The sequence below is a fragment of the Candidatus Stoquefichus massiliensis AP9 genome, from assembly GCF_000455285.1.
Lineage (GTDB): Bacteria > Bacillota_I > Bacilli_A > Erysipelotrichales > Coprobacillaceae > Stoquefichus > Stoquefichus massiliensis.
The window spans coordinates 265,729-287,850 of the sequence record NZ_HG005285.1; the positions used below are offsets into that span (position 1 = coordinate 265,729).

The 22,122-nt window shown below is 32.5% G+C and carries 25 protein-coding genes and 1 other annotated feature; all 25 genes read right to left on the reverse strand.

Going from position 1 to position 22,122, the window contains the following annotated elements; translation table 11 throughout:
- Positions 1 to 27 precede the first annotated feature (27 nt).
- The 25 genes from ruvB to BN350_RS03650 all read right to left on the reverse strand — a co-directional run bounded on the left by ruvB (position 28) and on the right by BN350_RS03650 (position 22,116).
- Positions 28 to 1,020 (reverse strand): Holliday junction branch migration DNA helicase RuvB, encoded by a 993-nt coding sequence (gene ruvB / locus BN350_RS03530; protein WP_028042346.1) that lies wholly within the window; start codon positions 1,018 to 1,020, stop codon positions 28 to 30.
- 10 nt (positions 1,021 to 1,030) lie between these two features.
- The gene (gene ruvA, locus BN350_RS03535) at positions 1,031 to 1,597 is read right to left on the reverse strand and encodes a Holliday junction branch migration protein RuvA (protein WP_028042347.1); all 567 of its coding nucleotides are present in this window, start codon (positions 1,595 to 1,597) and stop codon (positions 1,031 to 1,033) included.
- 86 nt (positions 1,598 to 1,683) lie between these two features.
- Positions 1,684 to 2,367 (reverse strand): DUF554 domain-containing protein, encoded by a 684-nt coding sequence (locus tag BN350_RS03540; protein WP_028042348.1) that lies wholly within the window; start codon positions 2,365 to 2,367, stop codon positions 1,684 to 1,686.
- Positions 2,368 to 2,381: 14 nt separating this feature from the next.
- Positions 2,382 to 3,668, reverse strand: coding sequence for a GTPase ObgE (gene obgE / locus BN350_RS03545; RefSeq protein ID WP_028042349.1), 1,287 nt, complete (start codon positions 3,666 to 3,668; stop codon positions 2,382 to 2,384).
- A gap of 57 nt (positions 3,669 to 3,725) precedes the next feature.
- Positions 3,726 to 4,010 carry a 50S ribosomal protein L27 gene (rpmA, locus tag BN350_RS03550; RefSeq protein ID WP_028042350.1) on the reverse strand — a complete coding sequence of 95 codons (285 nt, stop codon included), beginning with the start codon at positions 4,008 to 4,010 and terminating at the stop codon, positions 3,726 to 3,728.
- A complete protein-coding gene (locus BN350_RS03555; protein WP_028042351.1) occupies positions 4,000 to 4,338 on the reverse strand; it encodes a ribosomal-processing cysteine protease Prp in 339 nt (112 codons plus the stop codon). The genes rpmA and BN350_RS03555 overlap by 11 nt, the downstream gene beginning before the upstream one ends.
- Positions 4,338 to 4,700, reverse strand: a complete 363-nt coding sequence (gene rplU, locus BN350_RS03560; protein WP_028042352.1) for a 50S ribosomal protein L21 — start codon at positions 4,698 to 4,700, stop codon at positions 4,338 to 4,340. The genes BN350_RS03555 and rplU overlap by 1 nt, the downstream gene beginning before the upstream one ends.
- A 19-nt stretch (positions 4,701 to 4,719) precedes the next feature.
- Positions 4,720 to 4,788 (reverse strand) — a sequence feature (ribosomal protein L21 leader region).
- 58 nt (positions 4,789 to 4,846) lie between these two features.
- Positions 4,847 to 5,752, reverse strand: coding sequence for a tyrosine recombinase XerC (gene xerC, locus BN350_RS03565; protein ID WP_028042353.1), 906 nt, complete (start codon positions 5,750 to 5,752; stop codon positions 4,847 to 4,849).
- Positions 5,745 to 7,037 carry a methylenetetrahydrofolate--tRNA-(uracil(54)-C(5))-methyltransferase (FADH(2)-oxidizing) TrmFO gene (gene trmFO, locus BN350_RS03570; protein WP_028042354.1) on the reverse strand — a complete coding sequence of 431 codons (1,293 nt, stop codon included), beginning with the start codon at positions 7,035 to 7,037 and terminating at the stop codon, positions 5,745 to 5,747. Before trmFO ends, xerC begins: the two co-directional genes overlap by 8 nt.
- A 44-nt stretch (positions 7,038 to 7,081) precedes the next feature.
- The gene (gene topA, locus BN350_RS03575) at positions 7,082 to 9,157 is read right to left on the reverse strand and encodes a type I DNA topoisomerase (RefSeq protein WP_028042355.1); all 2,076 of its coding nucleotides are present in this window, start codon (positions 9,155 to 9,157) and stop codon (positions 7,082 to 7,084) included.
- A 49-nt stretch (positions 9,158 to 9,206) separates the two neighbouring features.
- Entirely contained in the window at positions 9,207 to 9,971 is a 765-nt protein-coding gene (dprA, locus tag BN350_RS03580; protein ID WP_028042356.1) for a DNA-processing protein DprA, read from the reverse strand.
- Between the two features lie 96 nt (positions 9,972 to 10,067).
- Entirely contained in the window at positions 10,068 to 10,694 is a 627-nt protein-coding gene (locus BN350_RS03585; RefSeq protein ID WP_044600096.1) for a ribonuclease HII, read from the reverse strand.
- Positions 10,679 to 11,548, reverse strand: a complete 870-nt coding sequence (gene ylqF / locus BN350_RS03590) for a ribosome biogenesis GTPase YlqF (protein WP_028042358.1) — start codon at positions 11,546 to 11,548, stop codon at positions 10,679 to 10,681. Before ylqF ends, BN350_RS03585 begins: the two co-directional genes overlap by 16 nt.
- An 87-nt stretch (positions 11,549 to 11,635) precedes the next feature.
- Positions 11,636 to 12,184: a signal peptidase I gene (lepB, locus tag BN350_RS03595; protein WP_049945505.1), complete on the reverse strand. Its 549-nt coding sequence runs from the start codon at positions 12,182 to 12,184 to the stop codon at positions 11,636 to 11,638.
- 75 nt (positions 12,185 to 12,259) lie between these two features.
- Positions 12,260 to 12,610, reverse strand: a complete 351-nt coding sequence (gene rplS, locus BN350_RS03600; RefSeq protein WP_028042360.1) for a 50S ribosomal protein L19 — start codon at positions 12,608 to 12,610, stop codon at positions 12,260 to 12,262.
- A gap of 111 nt (positions 12,611 to 12,721) precedes the next feature.
- On the reverse strand, positions 12,722 to 13,441 hold the full coding sequence (trmD, locus tag BN350_RS03605; protein ID WP_028042361.1) for a tRNA (guanosine(37)-N1)-methyltransferase TrmD: 720 nt from the start codon (positions 13,439 to 13,441) through the stop codon (positions 12,722 to 12,724).
- On the reverse strand, positions 13,431 to 13,934 hold the full coding sequence (gene rimM, locus BN350_RS03610) for a ribosome maturation factor RimM (protein ID WP_028042362.1): 504 nt from the start codon (positions 13,932 to 13,934) through the stop codon (positions 13,431 to 13,433). Before rimM ends, trmD begins: the two co-directional genes overlap by 11 nt.
- A 366-nt stretch (positions 13,935 to 14,300) precedes the next feature.
- Positions 14,301 to 14,552, reverse strand: coding sequence for a KH domain-containing protein (locus tag BN350_RS03615; protein ID WP_028042363.1), 252 nt, complete (start codon positions 14,550 to 14,552; stop codon positions 14,301 to 14,303).
- A gap of 14 nt (positions 14,553 to 14,566) precedes the next feature.
- Positions 14,567 to 14,851 carry a 30S ribosomal protein S16 gene (gene rpsP / locus BN350_RS03620; protein ID WP_028042364.1) on the reverse strand — a complete coding sequence of 95 codons (285 nt, stop codon included), beginning with the start codon at positions 14,849 to 14,851 and terminating at the stop codon, positions 14,567 to 14,569.
- Between the two features lie 207 nt (positions 14,852 to 15,058).
- Positions 15,059 to 15,205, reverse strand: coding sequence for a hypothetical protein (locus BN350_RS21240; RefSeq protein ID WP_231385228.1), 147 nt, complete (start codon positions 15,203 to 15,205; stop codon positions 15,059 to 15,061).
- Positions 15,206 to 15,465: 260 nt separating this feature from the next.
- Entirely contained in the window at positions 15,466 to 16,245 is a 780-nt protein-coding gene (locus BN350_RS03630; protein WP_028042365.1) for a hypothetical protein, read from the reverse strand.
- Positions 16,246 to 16,444: 199 nt separating this feature from the next.
- Positions 16,445 to 17,836 (reverse strand): signal recognition particle protein, encoded by a 1,392-nt coding sequence (gene ffh, locus BN350_RS03635; RefSeq protein ID WP_028042366.1) that lies wholly within the window; start codon positions 17,834 to 17,836, stop codon positions 16,445 to 16,447.
- A gap of 12 nt (positions 17,837 to 17,848) precedes the next feature.
- A complete protein-coding gene (gene ylxM, locus BN350_RS03640) occupies positions 17,849 to 18,178 on the reverse strand; it encodes a YlxM family DNA-binding protein (protein WP_028042367.1) in 330 nt (109 codons plus the stop codon).
- Between the two features lies 1 nt (position 18,179).
- Positions 18,180 to 19,160, reverse strand: a complete 981-nt coding sequence (gene ftsY / locus BN350_RS03645) for a signal recognition particle-docking protein FtsY (RefSeq protein WP_028042368.1) — start codon at positions 19,158 to 19,160, stop codon at positions 18,180 to 18,182.
- Positions 19,161 to 19,170: 10 nt separating this feature from the next.
- Complete coding sequence (locus BN350_RS03650; RefSeq protein WP_028042369.1) at positions 19,171 to 22,116, reverse strand: chromosome segregation protein SMC; 2,946 nt, start codon at positions 22,114 to 22,116, stop codon at positions 19,171 to 19,173.
- Between the last annotated feature and the right edge of the window lie 6 nt (positions 22,117 to 22,122).

A 22,122-nucleotide genomic window follows, 5' to 3' on the forward strand; every position in this document is an offset into this window, starting at 1 on the left:
ATCTCCTCCTTAAACAAAAAAAGAATCCTAAGATTCTTTTGTAATATGAAAATGCTCATAAGCCATTTCTGTAACAACACGTCCTCTGGGCGTCCTTTTAATTAAACCAGTTTGTAATAAGTAAGGTTCATAGACATCTTCTAATGTCATTGGTTCTTCACCAATACTAGCTGCAATGGCTTCTACCCCTACTGGTCCTCCTCTAAAACGATGAATAATTCCTAAAAGATATTTATGATCGACATCATCCAATCCTAATTCATCAACTTTTAATCTTTGCAAGGCTTCTACAGTTCTTTCTTTTGTAATTGTTTCATCACCATTATACTGTGCAAAATCTCTCACTCTTCTAAATAATCGATTCGCTATTCTTGGTGTTCCTCTTGATCTTTTGGCGAGTTCAGTTTTTGCAGAATCTTCCATAATCATATGATAGACTTGACTTGTACGATCAATAATCTTTGTTAATTCTGACTCATCATAGTACTCTAATTTGGAAACAATACCAAAACGATCTCTCAAAGGCGCTGATAAATCGCCTGCTCTTGTTGTTGCACCAACAAGAGTAAAAGGTGGTAAATCTATTCGTATCGATCTTGTTGATGCTTCTTTTCCAATCACAACATCAACACAGAAATCTTCCATGGCTGGATATAAGATTTCTTCAACAACCTTGTTTAAACGATGAATTTCATCAATAAATAAGACATCTCCAGGATCCAAAGATGTTAATATGGCAACCAGATCACCTGTTTTTTCAATACTTGGTCCTGTTGTCATTTTTAAATGTGTTCCCATCTCATTCGCAATAATCATTGACATCGTTGTCTTTCCTAATCCTGGTGGACCATATAGTAAAACATGATCTAAAGATTCATCTCTTAACTTAGCAGCCCCTACAAATACCTTCAAATTTTCTTTTAAATGAGACTGTCCTACATACTCATCAAATGATTGAGGACGCAATTGACTTTCATCATCTTCAATATGTTCCTCTATATCTAAAATATCACGATCCATATGACACCTCCTATAACTTCACTAATAAACCTAAAGCTTTCTTAACATAACCATTTGTATCCAATTGTTCATGCGATAAACGATTCATTACTCTATCCACATCAGCATGTTTATATCCTAAAGCCATTAAAACTTCAATCGCTTCATCATATTCAACAGAAGTCAGAATCATTTCACTCGCCACCGCCTGAAACTTGCCTTGTAAATCCAAGACAATCTGTTGAGCAGCTTTTGGCCCAATACCAGGAATCTTCTTTAAATATGTAATATTTTTTGATTCAATAGCCTGAATAATTGCATGAACATCACCAGTCGCTAAAATACCAATGGCTGTCTTACAGCCAATCCCTTTTACAAGAATTAATTTTAAAAACAATTCTTTTTCTTCTTTTGTTAAAAAACCAAATAATAAAATCCCATCTTCTTTCACTTGCTGATAAACATATACCAACGATTCTTTTCCTTTTGTAAACTGATAAGGATTTGAAACATAAATCAAATAACCAATCCCCTGATTATCCACAACAATATGATCTCTTGCCATATCTACAATAACACCTTTTATATAACTATACATATCATTACTCCTATTTCATAACATTGTATCCATTATAACATAGAAATACAGGAAATAAAAAAATGAGAATAAATTTTCTCACTTTTTTACATAAATAAACAAAGAATAATAGGTAAGAACATGGCTGGAATATAATTCATCAACTTAATTTTTGTTATACCAAGTAAATTAAAACCGGTTGCAATAATGACCAATGAACCGACACAAGTCATTTCATTAATGACCGATGCTGTTAAAAGGGGTGCAGCAAGAGTTGCTAGCATTGTTAAACCGCCTTGATAAACAAGTACAACGCCACCTGCTAACATGACCCCAACACCTAATGTTGATGCAAAAATCATGGATGAACAAAAATCAAGTGTTGCTTTTGTATAAAGCATTGTATTATCATTCAGCAATCCAGCATTTAAACAGCCAACAATAGTCATAGAACCAACACAAAATAATAAACTTGATGTAATCAAACCTTCAGAAAGAGAATGTTTTCCTGTTTGTTTTTTTACGAATTTTTTCTCTAAACGATTCACAATACCTGTGACTCTACGATCAATGTCAATTCCTTCACCAATGACAACACCAATCACCATTGAAATAATCATAATCAAAGTATTTTCACCCTTAAAAGCCCCTTGAACACCAATAAATATTGTACATAATCCAAGTGCTTTCATCATTTGATTTGCAATTCTTTCAGGTATTCCTTTATTAAGAAGCAACCCTATAAGACTTCCTAAAAGAACAGTTCCAGTATTGACAATTGTTCCTAACATCTTATTTCCCCCTACTATTCATAAAATTCAAATTCAAAGTCTAAAATAGCAACCGTATCTCCAGGTTGAACACCAGCAACACGTAAAGCATCATCTAAACCAATATTTCGCATTTTTTGTGCAAAACGTTTCACACCATCATCACTGCCAAGTGATGACATTTGAACAATCCTTTCAACTTTCGAACCTGTTACACGCCAATTTCCATTACCTTCATTTAAGATTTCAAATCCAATTTCATCATCACTTTCATAAGTATAAAGAACACTGTTTTCCATTTCTTCTTCAACTGTTGCAAATGATGGTGTTTTTTCTAATAAATCAGCGATTGCATATAAAGGCATATCTACGCCTTCCTGAATTAATGCTATGACTGGAAATACAGGAATATCCTCACTAATTTTTTCTTTAAAATTCTTCAAATTTTCTTCAGCCAGGGGTTCATCCATCTTATTTGCAATAATGATCTGTGGTCTTTCTAATAAACGATATTTGTATTCACCTAACTCTTTATTAATAGCTAAATAATCTTCATAAGGATCTCGACCTTCAGTTCCACCCATATCAATGACATGAACAATAACACGACATCTTTCAATATGTCTTAAAAACTGATGACCTAAGCCTTTTCCTTGGCTTGCACCTTCAATGAGTCCAGGTAAATCTGCCATAACAAATGAACGTCCATCTTTTGCCTGTACAACACCTAAATTAGGAACAATTGTTGTAAAATGATAATCAGCAATTTCTGGTTTCGCTCGTGTAACAACAGATAGAAATGTTGATTTTCCAACTGATGGGAAACCCACAAGACCTACATCAGCCAACAATTTTAACTCACAGACTAAATTATGCTTTTCCCCAGGTTCTCCACGTTCACAAATGGTTGGAGCAGGATTACGACTTGTTGCAAATCGTGCATTCCCACGACCACCACGGCCACCTTTTGCAATAATGGCACGTTGTTTATCTTGCGTTAAATCTGCTAAGATTTTACCAGTATCTTCATCATAAATCACCGTTCCTACAGGAACATGTAAAATCATATCATTTGCATCAGCACCATGCATTTTTTTAGCCATACCTTGACCACCATTTTGAGAACGATATTCACGACGATAACGGAAATCTAACAAAGTGGATAAAGAAGTTGTTGCTTCAAAAATAATACTACCACCTTTTCCACCATCACCACCAGCAGGTCCCCCTTTTGGTACATACGCTTCACGCCTAAAGGCGACAACTCCATCGCCACCTTTACCCGCCTCAACATAAATATTGACTTTATCTATAAATTTCATTCTTCCACCTTCTTTCCTTCTTTTTCAAAAAAAGAACCCCATTTAAGGGGTTCCCCATTAAGCTACTGGGTAAACAGAAACTTTCTTTCTTGTTCTTCCGTCTCTTTCGAATTTAACAACACCATCTACTTTAGCAAATAAAGTGTCATCTCCACCTTTTCCAACATTCACACCAGGATGAATCTTTGTTCCTCTTTGTCTGTAAATGATAGAACCAGCAGTACAGAATTGTCCATCAGACAACTTAGCTCCTAATCTTTTAGAATGAGAGTCACGACCATTCTTCGTTGATCCAACTCCTTTTTTAGAAGCGAATAATTGTAAATCTAATTTAAACATCATGGTTTCCTACCTCCATCTTCTTAATCTTCATGTATTTTGCATAAGACTCCTCAATTGTTTCAAGTATTGTTACAAATGTCTCTAGTACCACCTGTATAACACAATCACTATGATTCACCTTAATATAAACAAATCCCTCTCGAACTTCCAGTATCCCTTTATGCTCATCTAGAAAATGATTTTTAACCAATGCATTCGCAATTCCTACACAAGCAGTACTCACTCCTGCACAAACCAAATCTTTTCCATGTTCAGCACTATCAGCATGACCAGATACTCCGATTTCTACGATTTCCTGTTCTTTTTCTTTAACAATAACTTCAATCATTATTCTGCAGTTTCAGCAACTGTTTCTTCTTTTTTAGCAGCAGCTTTTCTTGCAGTTTTCTTAATATCTTCAATGACTAATTTTGTATAAGGTTGTCTATGACCTTGTTTCTTATGATAATGTTTTTTAGGATTATATTTGAAAATAACAACTTTCTTTTCTTTCCCTTGTTTTTCTACTTTAGCAGTAACAGTTGCACCCTTAATATATGGATTACCGATTTTACTTGTTTTATCACCAATAAATAAAACTTTATCTAAAACAACAGTTTCTCCTTCAGCAACATCTAATTTTTCTACAAAAATAGTATCTCCAACTTCTACTTTTAATTGTTTTCCACCAGTTTCAATAATTGCGTACATGATGTACCTCCTTCTTTCGTATTTATCTCAGACTCGCCAACCAAGGCAGCTGTGCTTTAATACCTTTTATGTGCGGTTGTAGCTAGAGGTCTACAACAGTAGTATATTAGCATTTTCAATTGAATTCGTCAATATTTTTTTCAAACTTATTTGTTACGAGGATGAGCATGATCATAAACTTCTTTCAAATGCTGATTCGTAATATGTGTATAAACTTGTGTTGTTGAGAGATGACTATGTCCTAATAATTCCTGAACAACACGGATATCTACACCCTGTTCTAATAAATGAGTAGCAAATGAATGTCGGAATGTATGGGGATGAATTTTTTTGGTTGCATCATATTTTTGAGTCACACGATTCACAATATCTTCAATACCACGATTTGTCATTTTTCCACCGAACTTATTTACAAATACATATTGATGATCCAAATGTTTTTTAGCCATTAATTCTAGGCGATCTGTTTCCATATAATCTTTGAGACATTGGGCTGCATAATCATGAAAAGGAACATAACGATCTTTTTGTCCTTTTCCATGAATGAGTAAGAGATGTCTGTAAAAATCGATTTGTGGGATTGTGAGTTCTACGACTTCACTGCAGCGTAAACCTGAAGCATACATTAATTCTAACATCGCCTGATTGCGACGACCCAATGGTGTGTTGGTTTCAATGCTATCTAATAAATCCGTCATTTCATCTATATAGAGAAAATCTGGGTTTCTTTGTGGTTCTTTTAAAGAATCAATCAGTAAAAAGGGATTATCATGAATCAGTTCCTGATTTAATAAATAACGATAAAATCCTCTTAAACTACTCATTTTATGATTGATTGTCTTGGCTGAAAGATTTTCCTGATATAGCTGGGTTAAATAGCCTCTTAAAAAAACATATTCAACAGCATCTAAACTTTCAATACCTTCCGTTCTTAAATAAAGAAGAAAATGTTCAATATCTCTTTGATAAGCAGTAATCGTTAAATCAGAATAGTTTTTCTGATATTTTAAAAAATCCAAATAATCTTTTAATTGCTTATGAAAATCATTCATGATTCATAAATCCCTTCATGGCTTCAATAGCACGATTTGCATAAGCTGCTTTTCTTTCCTTCTTTTTAATGCGTGTTTCAAAATCAGGCAATATACCAAAGTTTGCTTTCATAGGCTGAAAATCAGTTTCACTCCCATGAGTAATATAATAAGCCAGTGATCCCATGACTGTCTCACGAGGAAAAACAAGTAATTCTTTATCTTGTAACAAGCGTGCCATATTCATACCAGCAACCATTCCACTTTGAGCTGATTCAACATATCCCTCAACACCTGTCATTTGACCAGCAAAAAACAAATCATCTCGTCCAACAAACTGATAGGTTGGTAATAAGTACTTCGGTGAACAAATAAAGCAATTTCGATGCATCACTCCATAACGCACAATATGAGCATTTTCTAATCCGGGAATCATATGAATAATACGCTCCTGTTCACCCCATTTTAAATGTGTTTGAAATCCTACAATATTATAGAGTGTTCCAATCGCATTGTCTTGTCTTAACTGTACGACAGCATGTGATCTTTTCCCACCATCTTTTTCTAAGCCAACTGGTTTCATAGGACCAAATAATAATGTTTGTTTACCACGTCTTGCCATTTCTTCAAATGGCATACAGCCTTCAAAGAACTTTTCTTCATGTTCTTTAGGTTTCACCACTTCAGCGTGGATTAATGCATCATAGAATTGATCAAATTCTTCTTCATTCATTGGACAATTGATATATTCAGCATTTCCTTTATCATATCTTGATTTAAAATAAGCTTTTTCAAAATTAATGCTTTCTTTTGTGATAATTGGTGCTGCTGCATCATAAAAATAAAAATAATCTTCTTTTAATAATTCTTGAATAGCATGAGATAACGGCGTGCTTGTTAAAGGTCCAGAGGCAATAATTGTTGGTCCATCCAATATATGATTGACTTCCATATGTTTCACTTCAACCAAAGGATGAGATAAAATATATTCTGTAATGGCTTTAGAAAAGCCAATACGATCAACAGCTAAAGAACCACCAGCAGGAACCTGATGTTCTCTGGCAAATCTCATAATTAAACTATCATTCATACGCATTTCTTCTTTTAACACACCAACTGCATTATTTAACCCATCAGCTCTTAACGAATTAGAACAAACCAATTCCGCAAAATAATCTGTTTTATGAGCTTCTGTTGATTTAACTGGTCGCATTTCATATAAACATACTGATATGCCCTGACGAATTAACTGATATGTTGCTTCAACCCCTGCTAATCCAGCACCTATAACATTGACTTTTTTCATTACTTCATCCCTCTTTCATCTAAAAAGCCCATTAACGGGCTTTTTTACTTAAGTATTGTTTTACACTTTGGATAATTAGAACATGCTTTAAATTCACCAAAACGACCTTTTTTAATGACAATTGGACTCCCACAGTTTGGACAAACTTCATCAGTCATTACTGGTTCTGCTTTTTTCTTCTCATTTTTAATATACTTACACTCTGGATAATTAGAACATGCTTCAAATTTTCCAAAACGTCCTTTCTTAAAGATCATTGGACTCCCACATTTTGGACATGTCTCACCAGTATATTCAATTTCTTCAGGTTCTTTTTTCACATATTTACATGTTGGATAATTAGAACATGCTACAAAAGTACCATATCTTCCCTTACGGATAACCAAATCGCCACCACATTCAGGACATTGTTCTCCTGTTTTTTCTGGCTGAATCTGTTCCATTTTATCATATGCAACTTCTAGCAATGGTTCAAACTTTTCTTCAAAAGTTGTTAAAGCATGAACATAATCATCTTCACCTTCAGCTATTTCATCTAATTCTTTTTCCATTTGAGCAGTGTATTCAACATTAATAATACTATCAAAGAATTGGACTAACTTCTCATTTGTTAAAACACCAGAATCAGTAGGTTTGAATGCTTTATCAATCATTTCAACATATTGTCTTGTCACAATTGTATCAAGTATACTTGCATAAGTACTTGGACGTCCAATTCCTAATTCTTCTAATTCTCTAATTAATTTAGCTTCTGTATATCTTGCTGGTGGTTTTGTAAAGTGCTGAGATTTTTGAATATCCTGACTTAACAGTTTTTCATCAGTTTTGACTTCTGGTAAAAATTCATCTGTTTGTTTTTCATAAGCACTATAAACTCTTAAATACCCATCAAAAGCAATGACTGAACCACTTGCTTTAAATTCATAACCATTATTATCTAATGCTAATGTTGTTGCATTAAGCTTAGCAGGTGCCATTAATGAAGCAACAGCACGTGCATAAATCAATGAATACAGTTTAAACTCATCAGCAGTTAAATATTCTTTCATGCTTTCAGGAGTACGCATAACACTTGTTGGACGAATACCTTCATGAGCATCCTGAACATTTTCTTTTTTCTTAGAAACTTTGACACTTCCAACATAATCTTTTCCATATTTTTCTTGGATATAATGTTTCGCCTCATCTATAAATGTATCTGATAAACGAATAGAGTCCGTTCTCATATAAGTAATTAAACCAACAGTTTCATCTCCAATATCAATACCTTCATATAACTTTTGAGCAATCATCATTGTTCTTTTGGCTTTAAAATTTAATTTAGATGATGCTTCCTGCTGCAATGTCGATGTAATAAATGGTGGCTTAGATGCACGTTTCTTTTGTGTCTTTTTCACATCAGAGACAATAAATTCTTTATTTAATGATTCAAAGACTTGATTAGTTTCCTCGGCATTCTTTAATTCAATTTTCTTATTCTGATATTTGGCTAGTTCTGCTTCAAAAGAAATATCATCTTTTTCAAATAAAGCTTTAACTCGCCAGTATTCTTCTGGTATAAATGCTTCAATTTCTTTTTCTCTTTCACAGATTAATCTTAATGCAACAGATTGCACACGTCCAGCTGATTTAGATTTAATCTTCTTTTGTAAAAGTTTGGAAAGCTTAAATCCAATAATTCTATCTAATACACGTCTTGTTTCTTGTGATTTCACAAGATTCTGATCAATTGTACGTGGATGATTCAAAGCATCAATAACAGCATCCTTTGTTACCTCATTAAATACAACACGGTTTGTTAATGTCTGATCCAAACCTAAAACTTCTGCCAAATGCCATGAAATTGCTTCTCCTTCACGGTCAGGGTCAGTTGCCAGATAAACATAGTCAGCATCTTTAACACATTTCTTTAAATCCTTCACAACGTCTTTTTTCTCTTTATTAACGACATAGTTTGGTTTAAAACCATCTTCTATATCTACACCTAGCCCACCTTTTCCAGTTGTAGCTAAGTCTCTTATATGTCCTTTTGAAGAAGTCACTTCAAAATCAGCACCAAGATATTTTTCTATTGTTTTTGATTTTGAAGGTGATTCGACAATCACTAAATTCTTACCCATGATTTTACCTCCTACGTTTTTTCTATTATTAAGTCTTTTTTTGATTTTGTCAACCAAAATCTTCATCTTCTATAATATCCTGCACATTTGTTATTAATTTTGCTCCTTGTTTAATTAACTCATTACAGCCATCAAAATCATCAAAACGTCCAGGAACACAATAAATATCTTTGCCTTGTTCTAAAGCATATCCTGCTGTTATCATTGTCCCACTTTTCACTCTGGCTTCACTAATCATAATTTTCTGTGAAAGTCCCGCAATAATACGATTACGAAACGGAAAGAGCTTCTTTTGAGGCGCTGTCATATCTGGATACTCACTTAAAACAAGATGATGAGCCTTTAACTCCTCATACAATACCTTATTCTCCCTAGGATAACAATATTCTATACCTGTTCCTAAAACAGCAATTGTTTTTCCTTTGTTTTCGATAGCACTCTTATGTGCCACTGTATCAACACCGCGAGCCATTCCACTTACAATGACATAATCAGACTTCACTAATTCAGATGTAAAATGCTGTGTTGCTTTCTTACCATAGTCACTCATATCTCGCATTCCAACAATACCGATTAATTTCTTTTTGACCAAAGATAAATCACCATAATAATACAACACAAATGGTGGACAATTAATCAGTTTTAATGCTTCTGGATAATCATCGCTAAAAATTGTCGTATATGAACATTTCAACTTCTTTTTCAATTCACATCTCAAATTTTCATCAACTGTCTCCTTTCTTAATAATGCATTGTAAATGCTTTGAAAATTCCCTTCATACTTTAATGAAAAATACAATACTAATTCTTCCATATAATAATCCTCCTACTTCTTATATACGCAAAAAAATCGCATTTTTCTTTTTTTATTTGAAAAAAAATAAAAAAATTATACTTTTTTGTATAATTTTTAGAGTTTTAAGGATAATTGTTCATTTAAGACATCAATAACAGGTTGAAATGAACGTCTATGAATAGGTGTCACTCCATGGTTTTTTAATGCTTCTTTATGCTGTTTTGTCGGATAACCTTTGTGCTTAGCAAAGCCATATTCTGGATAAATCAAATCATATGTTTTCATAATCCGATCACGTGTGACTTTCGCAAGAATACTAGCAGCTGCGATGCTAATGGATAGACTATCCCCTTTAATAATAGCTTGATGTTCTATAGCATTCCCTAAAGGCATTGCATCACTTAAAGCATAATCAGGATGAATAGAAATATGCTTTATAGCATCAAGCATCCCTTTTTTACTTGCCTGATAAACATTCAAACGATCAACTTCATCAACTTCAATAATTTCAATCTGATAAGCCAAAGCATCTTGAGTAATGACATCATATAAATATTCACGTCGAGCTTCAGTAAGCTGCTTAGAATCGTTAATCAAATCATTTGTATAACCTTTTTCAAAAATCACTGCCCCAACGACCAAAGGCCCTGCCATAGGGCCACGTCCAGCTTCATCTAAACCAATAATATAATTCTTTCCTAATGCATAAGCTGCCTGTTCGTATTCTACTCTTTGATGCATGATGGATCCTCCCAAGTGATTCTTCCTATACTGCCATCATTGACTTCACTAAAAAAGAGTTCAATCACACGATCGTAATCTGTTTCACCTTTTAATGGCTTAATTTTACGTAATTTGGCAATATGATCAAATGTATCTAATACCCAATCAGGATCTTCTAAATCAATTTCTAATTGATAACGCTGTTGAAGCAATTCTGGATAATGTAATGTAATAAACTTAATGGCATCTATAAATAAATCATCTAAAGGTAATATACTTTGTTTAATTGATCCTAATAAAGCAATATTTTTCGCAACATGTTCATCATCAAATTTAGGCCATAGGACACCCGGTGTATCAAATAATTCAAAATCCTTATCTACGCGAATAATTTGTTGAGCTTTTGTAACCCCTGGTTTATTACCAGTTACTGTTGCTTTACGATTCGCTAATTTATTGATAAATGTTGATTTACCAACATTTGGTATTCCTAAAACCATAGCACGTATGGCTCTTGGTTTTAACCCCCTTGATAATTCTTTATCCATCTTTGGTTTTAAGACAGTTCGACATTTTTCAATAATCTTCTGATATTCATTAAAATTCTTTAAATTAACACTCATGGCCTGATATCCTAATGACTCATAGTAATGAACCCATTTGGCAGTCATAGATTCATTAGCCATATCTTTCTTTGTTAAAACGATTAACCTCGGTTTACTTTTTATAATTTCATTAATCATTGGATTCTTTGATGAATAAGGCGCTCTCGCATCCACCAATTCAATCACAATATCAATAACTTTCATTCTTTCACTAATTTCTCTTCTTGCCTTAGCCATGTGACCTGGAAACCATTGAATCTGTGCCATCTTTACCTCCTATGACTCTCTATCTTGACTATACTTGTTAACATATTTACATTATTTTTTAGGATGAATCATACTATAGAACGATTTCTATTGAATCCATTGAATCTCATCAAATGGAAAAATAACCAATCCTTTTACCCCAATAATATCATTGATTCTAAAAGTACCTAAATCCCTAGAATCCGTAGATCGTAAACGATTATCACCCATTACAAAATACTCTTCATCACTAACCGTCACCTTAAAATCATCAGTAAAATTCTGAGCATTATATGTTATTTTTGATTCATCTACAAAATCCTGATCTAAAAAATCCTGATTCATCTGCTGATTATTAATATATAAGATATCATCTTTAAACTCTACTGTATCTCCAGGCATTCCAATGACTCTTTTAATAATCTTTTCTTTTAATGCTTCACTATAAATCACCACAACATCAAAACGATGGATATTCTCTTCACTCACTCCAATTGCATTAATCATTGCTATACTTTGATCATGTAATGTGTTTTCCATAGAAATTCCATCAATTCTTACTGGAATAACAACAAATTTAAAAATACCTATTGTAATGGCTATAACGGCAATCATTTCTAACAATGGGTATAACCATTTCTTATTCTTTTCACTCATATTATCACCTTTTCCTATTATACCTTTATTCATCTCAAAAAACTAGAAAAAAAGCATGGAATTTCTCCATGCTTTTTATTTACGAATTTCTTTAATTCTTGCTGCTTTACCAGATAATCCACGTAAGTAATGTAATTTTGCTCTACGTACTTTACCAATTTTTACAACTTCAATTCTATCAATAATTGGTGAATGAATTGGGAAAGTTCTTTCAACACCAACTTGGTAAGAAATCTTTCTTACTGTAAAAGTTTCAGAAATTCCTCCACCCTTTTTAGCAATACAAACACCTTCAAATAACTGAGTACGTGTTTTGTCACCTTCTTGAATTTTTACATAAACTTTAACTGTATCCCCAGCTTTAAAATTAGGAATATCTTTTCTTAATTGTTTCTTAGTAATTTCTTGTACTAATTGCATATTCATAATATGACTTCCTCCTTCACAAAAATTAGTCTACGAAGTTCATACGTTTGATAACCAGCGGAGCTTCTGCGTCCAAAGACTGAATTAGTTTATCATCTTTTTTATTTAAAATCAATCATTTTTTTGAATTTCCTGTAATATTTTCAATTCTTCTTCACTCATTGTTCTCTTTTGAAGTAAGTCAGGTCTTTTTCGATATGTTTTTAATAGTGATTGCTTTAATCTCCAGCGTCTAATATTTTCATGGTGCCCACTCATCAAAACTTCTGGAACAACATTTCCATCATACTCATAAGGACGTGTATATTGTGGATATTCCAAAAGTCCATCACTAAAAGAATCATCTGTATGTGATGCTTCTCGAATAGTTCCTTCCAATAAACGAATCACTGAATCACAAACAACCATACTTGCAAGTTCTCCACCTGTTAAAACATAATCGCCAACAGATAATTCCATATCAACATAATCCCTAATCCGTTCATCAAACCCCTCATAATGTCCACATATAAAAACCAAATGAGAATACTGTGATAAATCATGACTCAAGGATTGATGTAACGTCTGTCCCTGTGGTGACATTAAAATAACTAATGAATCTTTTGTCACAATTGTTTTCAAACAATCAATAATAGGCTGGCACATTAAAACCATACCTTGCCCTCCACCATAGGGATAATCATCAACTTTTTTATGCTTATTATCAGCAAATTCACGAAAATCATGAATTTTCACTTCAACAATATTTGTTTCAATAGCACGTTTAATGATCGATGTCTTTAAAAATCCATCAAACATTTCAGGAAATAATGATAAAATATCAATCTTCATTGTAAAAACCTTCAATCAAATGAACATCAATACGTTTATTTTCAATATCTTCTGTTTCAACAAATGCATCAACATAAGGAATTAAAACTCTTTGTTTCCCTTCCACAACCAAAACATCATGATGATCATATAACTGAACATCACTTACTTTTCCAATCAATTGTCCTAAATTATAAACTTCACAGCCAATTAAATCACCAATATAATATTCACCTTCATCTAATAATTCAGAGTTTTTTAAAGCATAAAGCATACATCCTTTATACTTTTCTACTTTATTAATATCCTGATAACCATCAAACGTTACCAAAACATGCCCTTTATGAAAACGATGCTTTAAAACAACCATATCAACCATTTGCCCATCATCATCAATCAAAATATGTTGTCCTTTCTGAAAACGTTCCTCTATAAAATCAGTTGATGCTTTGACTTTTAATTCACCTTTTATCCCATGTGTATTAACAATTTTACCAATAATGACCTGTTCCATGTTTTCTCCTTTCAAGAAAAGGAATGATTTCATCATTCCACTGGTCTATTATCTCAATAGTCCAGATCCAGTCAGTTTCTTGCCCGCTGGATTATGTTATAGCTTATGCAGATCTGTTTATCAGATAATATCCATTATCTGTAAGTCGGCTCATCTGCTTCTTCTACAACACTGATTTCTCTTTTCATGATGATTATTTCATTCACTATGACCATAGCAATAATCATCATGAGTTCTTTTATTTATATATTGCTTATTAACTGATGATACTTCCGCGCCCATATCATATCACAATAAGCAAATATATATCATAAATATTTGATGCATCCAAATTCTTTATAGAAAAAAATAGATGTGATATCACATCTATTCTCCATAAGATTCAAATTTGATATCTAATTTCTTATCATGTAAACGTCCGCTAATAGACATTAATTGACGAATAGAATTAGCCATCATACCTTTTCTTCCAATTAGCTTAGCAATATCATCATGTGCAGCATAAACATATAATACAATTGTATCTTCTTCCAAAGAAGGCATTTGTCTTACTTCTAATTTATTTTTATCACTGACTAATTCACTAGCAATATCATGCAAAGTTTTTACATAATCCACTGTTATCACCAGCTTTATTTCTTAGCTTTGGCAGCATCTTTAGCTTCAGCGAATTTTTTCATAATTCCTTTTTGGCTTAAAATGTTTTTCACAGTATCAGAAGGTTGTGCCCCTTTGTTTAACCATGCTAAAACTTCTTCTTCCTTGATTGTTACTACTGCAGGATTTTGTCTAGGATCATAAGTTCCTAATTGTTCAATAAAACGTCCATCTCTAGGCATTCTTGAATCTGCAGCTACAATTCTATAAAATGGTGACTTCTTAGCACCCATTCTTTTTAATCTAATCTTTACAGCCATAATATTACCTCCATTTTTTTGTTTGCCTACATATCATATCATAAAAATAACATCTGTCAAGTATTTTTACTTAACACTCTTATTTTTATAAGTTTTATTTCAACAATTATAACTCATATCTTGTTTCATGTGAAAATAACATGCTCTCTGTTCATTTCACACATAAAATGATAGTATTCTCATCATTGACATCATTATGCCCAATATCTATCCATTCAGAAAATCCATTTTTAACTTCTCAGCAATACTATGATTTTCTTTTCTTCCAAAATAGCCTAAATTGATACCTTCTCCATAGACAATAAACCATTCTCTCACTATTACAATAATAGAATCATTGCTCTTATGTTTCATTTTCTATCGATGCTAATGCAATAAAAATATCTTTTCCAAAACGTTCTAACACCATATTTTTAACTTTTTATATAGATTTTTCACAAGACTATCTTCTTAAAACAGGATAATAACTTTCATCAGCAATAACCCATTTTATTATTTTTTGATATCTTTCTATATGACTCTATTTAAGCACAAGAATATAAAAAGTGATTCATATTTTTGAGATTACAATCTGTCAAAGAGTCTTTGTTATTCATAAATCAAACTTTCTATATTTATGATACTATAACATCTTTCAATATTTCCCCTATTAATGTTGTTACTTTTATAGCACCATTATTATTTAAATGGATACCTCCATCTCTTGAATCAGTCAACCAATGTATATTGACATCTGAAGATAGATTCAAATCAATATATGTTAAACTGTATTGATTCGCTAAATAACTGACTTGATTATGTTTAGGCATAGACCAATCAATAGCAGAAGGAACAGATAAGAGGATAAGCTGAACTTGATAGGTTTGACATAATTTTACAATTTCTTCAAAGTATTGTTGTGCTGTTTGACTCATTGGTTGTATTGTTTTTGTAGGCTTCATATAATTTCCTAGCAGATAAGGAATACATTTTTGGCTTTCATAAAAGCCATAACCATCAAGATAGTCTTTACGTTGCTCAATAGATTGCATATATTCGACAGGCTCAAATGAAAGATGCTGGAGATGTTCCTTATTATGAGAACAATATAATGGATTCACTTCAAATAAAACCATATGTGGCTTTGTATGTTCTAAAAATTCTTTTAAATAAAGATATGTTTCAGAAATAGTTTGATTAGGATTAGCCATAACATAACTTTCTGACTCATATAATTGATAATATAGGCGTGGTGAAAAAGCACTATAAAGATTACTATCACCAACAGCTAACAAATCTAATTGTGTATATTGAAATGATTCTCCATCAATACGCTTGACTATATGCAAATAACAATAACATGCTGAAGTAAATATAAACATAAATAAACCAATTATTGATAAAAATTTCTTCATACTTTCCACCTCCTTATCTCTATTGTACAAGATATAAACAAAGATTGATGAGAGATGTTTATAAAGACTTTCTAAAGAAAAGAGAAAGATAACTAGGTATCTTTCTCTTTTCTTTTACATCAGTACTTATATAATTTCTTATTTTAACAAGGGTTATTGTTAAATCTAAAACACTATGAAATTAAGATTCAACACAAAATTATCTTTTCTTTTTCTTCTTATGTCTTTCTTTTTTACGATTAGGATTAAATGACATATTCTGTTTAGGCTTTTGTGTAGGCATACCTGTCACAGGATCAAGATTTCCCATTTGCTTCATCATTAAACGTGATTGCTCAAATTGTTTTAATAAACGATTAATATCTGCTACACTACGTCCACAGCCCTTAGCAATTCTTTCTTTACGTTTGGCATTTAATATCTCTGGATGACTGCGTTCTTGTTTTGTCATTGAATAAATAATAGATTCTGTCATCTTTAATTTCTTATCAGTATCTTCATCATTGATTTCAGGCATTTTTGGCATTCCTGGAATCATTTTCAAGATTCCTGATAAAGGTCCTAGTTTACGCATTTGATGCATCTGATCAAGCATATCATCTAAACCGAATGTACCTTGCTGCATCTTTTGAAAAGTTTTCATTGTTTCTTTTTCATCATAAACATCTTGAACTTTCTCTACTAAAGAAACAACATCCCCCATTCCTAAGATTCTATCAGCCATACGATCAGGATAGAACAAATCAATAGCATCTAATTTTTCACCAGTCCCAATAAACTTAATTGGCACATGTGTTATATGACGTACAGATAAAGCTCCACCACCACGTGAATCACCATCTAACTTCGTTAATACCGCTCCTGTAATCCCTAAATGATCATTAAATGATTGTGCCACATTGACAATATCTTGTCCTGTTAAAGCATCTACAACCAATAATATTTCACTTGGTCGAACAATATCCTTTATATTTTGTAATTCTTGCATTAAAGGTTCATCAATATGTAAACGTCCAGCTGTATCGACAATGACAACATCATGACGATTGTTAATAGCATACTCCATTGCCTCACTGACAATTTGTTCAGCTTTGATATCTGTTCCCTTTTCAAAAACAGGTATATCCAATTGTTGTCCTAATGTTTTTAACTGATCAACAGCTGCTGGACGATAAATATCAGCAGCAACTAACAGTGGTTTTTTTCCATATTTATTTGTAATTAATTTTGCAATTTTCCCTGATGTTGTTGTTTTCCCTGAACCTTGTAAACCAACCATCATAATCACTGTTGGTGTTTTTGATAAATCTAATTCACTTACTGTTGTTCCTAATAAATCAACCAATTCATCATGGACAATCTTCACAACAACCTGTCCTGGTTTTAAAGAACCAAGAACATCCTGTCCTAATGCTTTTTCCTTTGTATTTGCAATAAATTCTTTGACAACCTGAAAGTTAACATCAGCTTCAAGTAATGCTAATCTTATCCCACGAAGCATCTCATCCATATTGTCTTCAGTTAACGTTGCTTGTCCCCTGATTTTCTTTAAACTCTCTTGTAATCTTTCTGAAAGAGATTCAAAAGCCATAAATGCACCCTCCTATATATTCTTTAACATTTCTAAATAATCATTTAATTGTTCATTCGTTGTTGCTTGTTCAGATTCAATTCTTGAAATCAAATCTAATCTTTGCATATGTTTCTCTAGTAAATGTAATTTCTTTTCATAATCTTCCAAAGATGCCACTGCTCTTTTTAAATTATCATAAACAGCATTTCTAGAAACATTTAGATCTTCAGCAATTTCCGATAAAGAAAGATCTTCCTGATAATACAAAGATAAATAATCTCTTTGTTTATCAGTTAATAAATCAACATAACAATCCATTAAAAGATTAACACGCTGTTTCTTTTCTAAACTTGACTCCATCTTATTCCTCCATCAAGTTCTTACATAAACCATAAATATATTGTTCTAGATCAAACTCCTGTAAATCATCCATACTTTCACCTAAACCAATAAATTTTACTGGTATATTTAACGTATCTTTAATTGATAAAACAATGCCACCTTTAGCAGTCCCATCCATCTTTGTTAAAACAATACCAGTAATATCAGTAATCTTAGAAAATTCCTGAGCTTGAGATACACCATTTTGACCTGTCGTTGCATCAATAACTAACAAAGTTTCCTGTGGCCCATCAGGCACAACACGTTTAATAATACGATTCATCTTCTCTAATTCATTCATCAGATTAACCTTATTTTGTAAACGACCTGCTGTATCACAAATTAAGACATCAACGCCTTTTTCCTTAGCTTGATTCAATGCATCAAAGACAACAGATGAAGGATCTCCACCTTCTTTTCCCTTAATACATTCAATCCCTAAACGATCTGCCCAAACAGCTAACTGATCAATCGCCCCAGCTCTAAATGTATCTCCTGCTGCAACCATCACTGATTTTCCTTCAGTTTGCATCATATGCGCTAATTTAGCTATTGTTGTGGTTTTTCCTGCGCCATTCACACCAACCATTAAAATAACAGTTAAATCATTATCATCATAATTAATCTTTGTTGTCATATAAGAATCATTAGCATAAATAACAAACATCTTATCAACAATAATATCATTAATAGCTTGTGGATCTTTAATATTCTGCAGGCGAACTTCCTTTTTGATTTCATCAATGATTGTCATAACCATTGATACACCAACATCACTCATAATTAAAATATTCTCTAATTCTTCAAAATAATCATCATCCAATTCACGATATCTTGCTGCTAATTCATTAATCTTTGAAGATAATGATGAACCTGACTTATCTAAACCTGCAACATATTTATCATTCTGTTTGGCAGAATTACCAACCAACGCTTCTTTAATCTTATTAAAAAATCCCATTGTTTTCCTCCTATGCAGTCTGTGCTAAATCAATCGCATCTTTTAATTTAACACTGACAAGTTTTGTAACACCCTTTTGTTGCATTGTCGCACCATAAAGCAAATCGCATTCTTCCATTGTCCCTTCTCTATGTGTCACGACAATAAATTGTGTTTCACTTGAAAATTCTCTTAAATACTTTGCAAATCTTTCAACATTTGCAACATCCAATGCAGCTTCAACTTCATCTAAGATACACATTGGTACGGGTCTTACACGTAAAATGGCAAATAAACATGAAATAGCAATCAAAGCTTTTTCTCCACCAGAGAATAATGTGATGTTCTGCACTGATTTACCTGGTGGCTGAACATCGATATCAATACCTGTTTCTAGAATATTATCTGGATCTGTATACTTTAATTCAGCACGTCCACCACCAAATAAATTTCTAAAAACAATATTAAACTCTTTATTGATTTTCTCAAAAGTTTCACTAAATCGTGCCACCATAATTTCATCCATTTCATCTATTGCTTTGAGTATACTATCCTGTGCACTAATCAAATCTAATCTTTGATTATTTAATGTTTCATAACGTGTAGAAACTTCTTCATAATCTTCTATTGCCTGTAAATTGACATTTCCTAAAGAATCAATCTTATGGCGAAGTAAGCGTACTGTTTCTTTAGCTTCTCCCATGTTGATATTAGCAACATATTCTTCTTTAGCAAACTCGTAAGTCATCTTATACTCATCATTTAAACGTAATAAATAATTTGATAATTCAGTTTCCTGTTTTGCTTTATTAACTTGTTTTTGGGTCATATCTGATTGAATTTCACGTAAATGAGAACGCGCAGCTCTTAATGTTTCTTCTAATTGATCATTCTGATTAACAAAACTCATACGTAATTCACGTTTTGCCTGAATACTTTCAGTCAAACGATCACGACGTTTTTTTGCTTCATTTAATTCATTAATCAATTGATTATCTTCACTACCACTTTCAATTTCTGATAATTCAATGCTTCTATTGGTTAAACTTTCATACTCACTTTTAGCGACTTGTAACTCGCTTTTTTTATTTGTGACAACAACTTCTAATTTTGCAAATGACATTTGCTTTTGTAAGAGATTGTGCGAAATCTCTCTTGCCATGTTATCTAGCTCATTTAATTTTGCTTTCTTTAATGAAATTTCCTTTTCCTGTGAATTGATTACATCTTTAATCATCTCTAATTCACGTTTACTTGCAAAATTAGATGACTGCTGTTTATAACTTCCACCTGTTAAAGAACCACCAACATTTACAACTTCACCATCTAATGTAACAATCTTATATCTAGCAAAAGTTGCTCTTGAAAGAGACGAAGCATGTTCAAGAGTATCTACCAAAATAATATTTCCTAACTGGTTGGATACAACCGATGCAATAGTTGGATCATAACGTACAAAATCACTCATCGTACCCAAATAGCCATCAAAGTTCTGACAAACAATCATATGTTCTTCACGCACTGTTCTTGGTTTCATAATTTCAACTGGTAAAAAAGTTGCACGTCCTGATTTATTATCCTTTAAAAAGCGAATAGCACCTCTCGCATCAACATCAGTTTTTGTAACAATGAACTGAACAGCATTTCCTAATGCTGTAGCAAGTGCTGTTTCATATTCAGAATCACTTTCTAATAAATCGCCTAGGACTCCTATCACACCACTCAGTGATTCTTTAGCTTTCATAACAGAACGAACACCATAACTATAACCTGATTTATTTTCAACAATATCAATCAGCTGCTCTTTACGATTACGATTATTATGTAGCTGTAAATTTAAATTCTCAATATTCTGCCTTAAATTGACCATTTCAGCACGATTTCTTTCTTGGGAAGCTTCTAAATCTAATTTTTCTTCTTTTGTTTCATGATAACGTTTCACACGGTCATTATATTCATTAACTGCATCTTGCAAAATTGCTTTTAATTGTGCAATACGTGCTTCTAAGTCCTCTTTATCAGTATTTTCTAAGATATGTTTACGATTGGTATCAATCTCTACTTTTTGTGTTTCCAACTCATTGACATTGTTCATTGCAGTCAAGAGTTGTCCTTGTAACCCATTGACTTCCTGATCTAAATCATACATTTTCTTTTTCAATGTTTCATTTTGTTGTTCATTTAATAAGATTTGCCCTTCTATTGTGACTTTTTCTTGATCTAATGAATCTAAAGATGTATTGAGTTCTTTTAATGATGTAGAAAGATTCTCTATTTCTTTCACCAATACACTCACTTCAATGGATTGTAATTGATCTTTAAGATCTAAATAAACTTCTGCCTTTTCTTTTTGTCTTTTTAATGGTGATATTTGTTTCTCTAATTCTAAACAAATATCCTCAACACGATCTAAATTATCCTGAGTTCTTTCTAATTTACGAATTGACTCCAATTTACGTTTTTTATACTTCGCAACCCCTGCAGCTTCTTCAAACATACCTCGTCTTTCTTCTGGTTTACTATCAGCAAACGACGAAATATTTCCTTGTGATATAATAGATAAAGAATCTCTTCCCAAACCAGTATCCATAATTAAATCTACAATATCTTTTAAACGACATGGTTCCTTATTAATTAAATATTCAGCTTCATTATTTTGACGATATAGACGCCTAGTAATTTCAACTTCATTATAATCAAAATTCATAAATCGATCTTCATTATCAAATACTAATGTCACTTCAGCAACGCTCTGTGGTTTCCGATCCTCACTTCCATTAAAAATGACATCAGACATATTAGATCCACGTAACGATTTAACTGACTGTTCACCTAAAACCCATCTAACAGCATCACTAATATTAGATTTTCCACAGCCATTAGGTCCAACTATCCCTGTAATACCTGGTTGAAACTCAATTACCGATTTATCAGCAAATGACTTAAAACCATGTAATTCTATCCTCTTTAAATACATAGATTC

Bases quoted from the DNA above. Each gene is read 5' to 3' on its own strand.
- ffh (WP_028042366.1), bottom strand. From the start codon at position 17,836: ATGGCTTTTGAATCTCTTTCAGAAAGATTACAAGAGAGTTTAAAGAAA.
- BN350_RS03540 (WP_028042348.1), bottom strand. From the start codon at position 2,367: ATGTTAGGAACAATTGTCAATACTGGAACTGTTCTTTTAGGAAGTCTT.
- BN350_RS03650 (WP_028042369.1), bottom strand. From the start codon at position 22,116: ATGTATTTAAAGAGGATAGAATTACATGGTTTTAAGTCATTTGCTGAT.
- ruvB (WP_028042346.1), bottom strand. From the start codon at position 1,020: ATGGATCGTGATATTTTAGATATAGAGGAACATATTGAAGATGATGAA.
- rplU (WP_028042352.1), bottom strand. From the start codon at position 4,700: ATGTACGCAATTATTGAAACTGGTGGAAAACAATTAAAAGTAGAAGTT.
- rimM (WP_028042362.1), bottom strand. From the start codon at position 13,934: ATGGAACAGGTCATTATTGGTAAAATTGTTAATACACATGGGATAAAA.
- rplS (WP_028042360.1), bottom strand. From the start codon at position 12,610: ATGAATATGCAATTAGTACAAGAAATTACTAAGAAACAATTAAGAAAA.
- rpmA (WP_028042350.1), bottom strand. From the start codon at position 4,010: ATGATGTTTAAATTAGATTTACAATTATTCGCTTCTAAAAAAGGAGTT.
- trmFO (WP_028042354.1), bottom strand. From the start codon at position 7,037: ATGAAAAAAGTCAATGTTATAGGTGCTGGATTAGCAGGGGTTGAAGCA.
- dprA (WP_028042356.1), bottom strand. From the start codon at position 9,971: ATGGAAGAATTAGTATTGTATTTTTCATTAAAGTATGAAGGGAATTTT.
- BN350_RS03585 (WP_044600096.1), bottom strand. From the start codon at position 10,694: ATGCATCAAAGAGTAGAATACGAACAGGCAGCTTATGCATTAGGAAAG.
- topA (WP_028042355.1), bottom strand. From the start codon at position 9,157: ATGGGTAAGAATTTAGTGATTGTCGAATCACCTTCAAAATCAAAAACA.
- BN350_RS03630 (WP_028042365.1), bottom strand. From the start codon at position 16,245: ATGAAGAAATTTTTATCAATAATTGGTTTATTTATGTTTATATTTACT.
- ylxM (WP_028042367.1), bottom strand. From the start codon at position 18,178: ATGGAGTCAAGTTTAGAAAAGAAACAGCGTGTTAATCTTTTAATGGAT.
- lepB (WP_049945505.1), bottom strand. From the start codon at position 12,184: ATGAGTGAAAAGAATAAGAAATGGTTATACCCATTGTTAGAAATGATT.
- ftsY (WP_028042368.1), bottom strand. From the start codon at position 19,160: ATGGGATTTTTTAATAAGATTAAAGAAGCGTTGGTTGGTAATTCTGCC.
- xerC (WP_028042353.1), bottom strand. From the start codon at position 5,752: ATGAATGATTTTCATAAGCAATTAAAAGATTATTTGGATTTTTTAAAA.
- BN350_RS21240 (WP_231385228.1), bottom strand. From the start codon at position 15,205: ATGAAACATAAGAGCAATGATTCTATTATTGTAATAGTGAGAGAATGG.
- rpsP (WP_028042364.1), bottom strand. From the start codon at position 14,851: ATGGCTGTAAAGATTAGATTAAAAAGAATGGGTGCTAAGAAGTCACCA.
- ruvA (WP_028042347.1), bottom strand. From the start codon at position 1,597: ATGTATAGTTATATAAAAGGTGTTATTGTAGATATGGCAAGAGATCAT.
- ylqF (WP_028042358.1), bottom strand. From the start codon at position 11,548: ATGGCACAGATTCAATGGTTTCCAGGTCACATGGCTAAGGCAAGAAGA.
- obgE (WP_028042349.1), bottom strand. From the start codon at position 3,668: ATGAAATTTATAGATAAAGTCAATATTTATGTTGAGGCGGGTAAAGGT.
- trmD (WP_028042361.1), bottom strand. From the start codon at position 13,441: ATGAAGATTGATATTTTATCATTATTTCCTGAAATGTTTGATGGATTT.
- BN350_RS03555 (WP_028042351.1), bottom strand. From the start codon at position 4,338: ATGATTGAAGTTATTGTTAAAGAAAAAGAACAGGAAATCGTAGAAATC.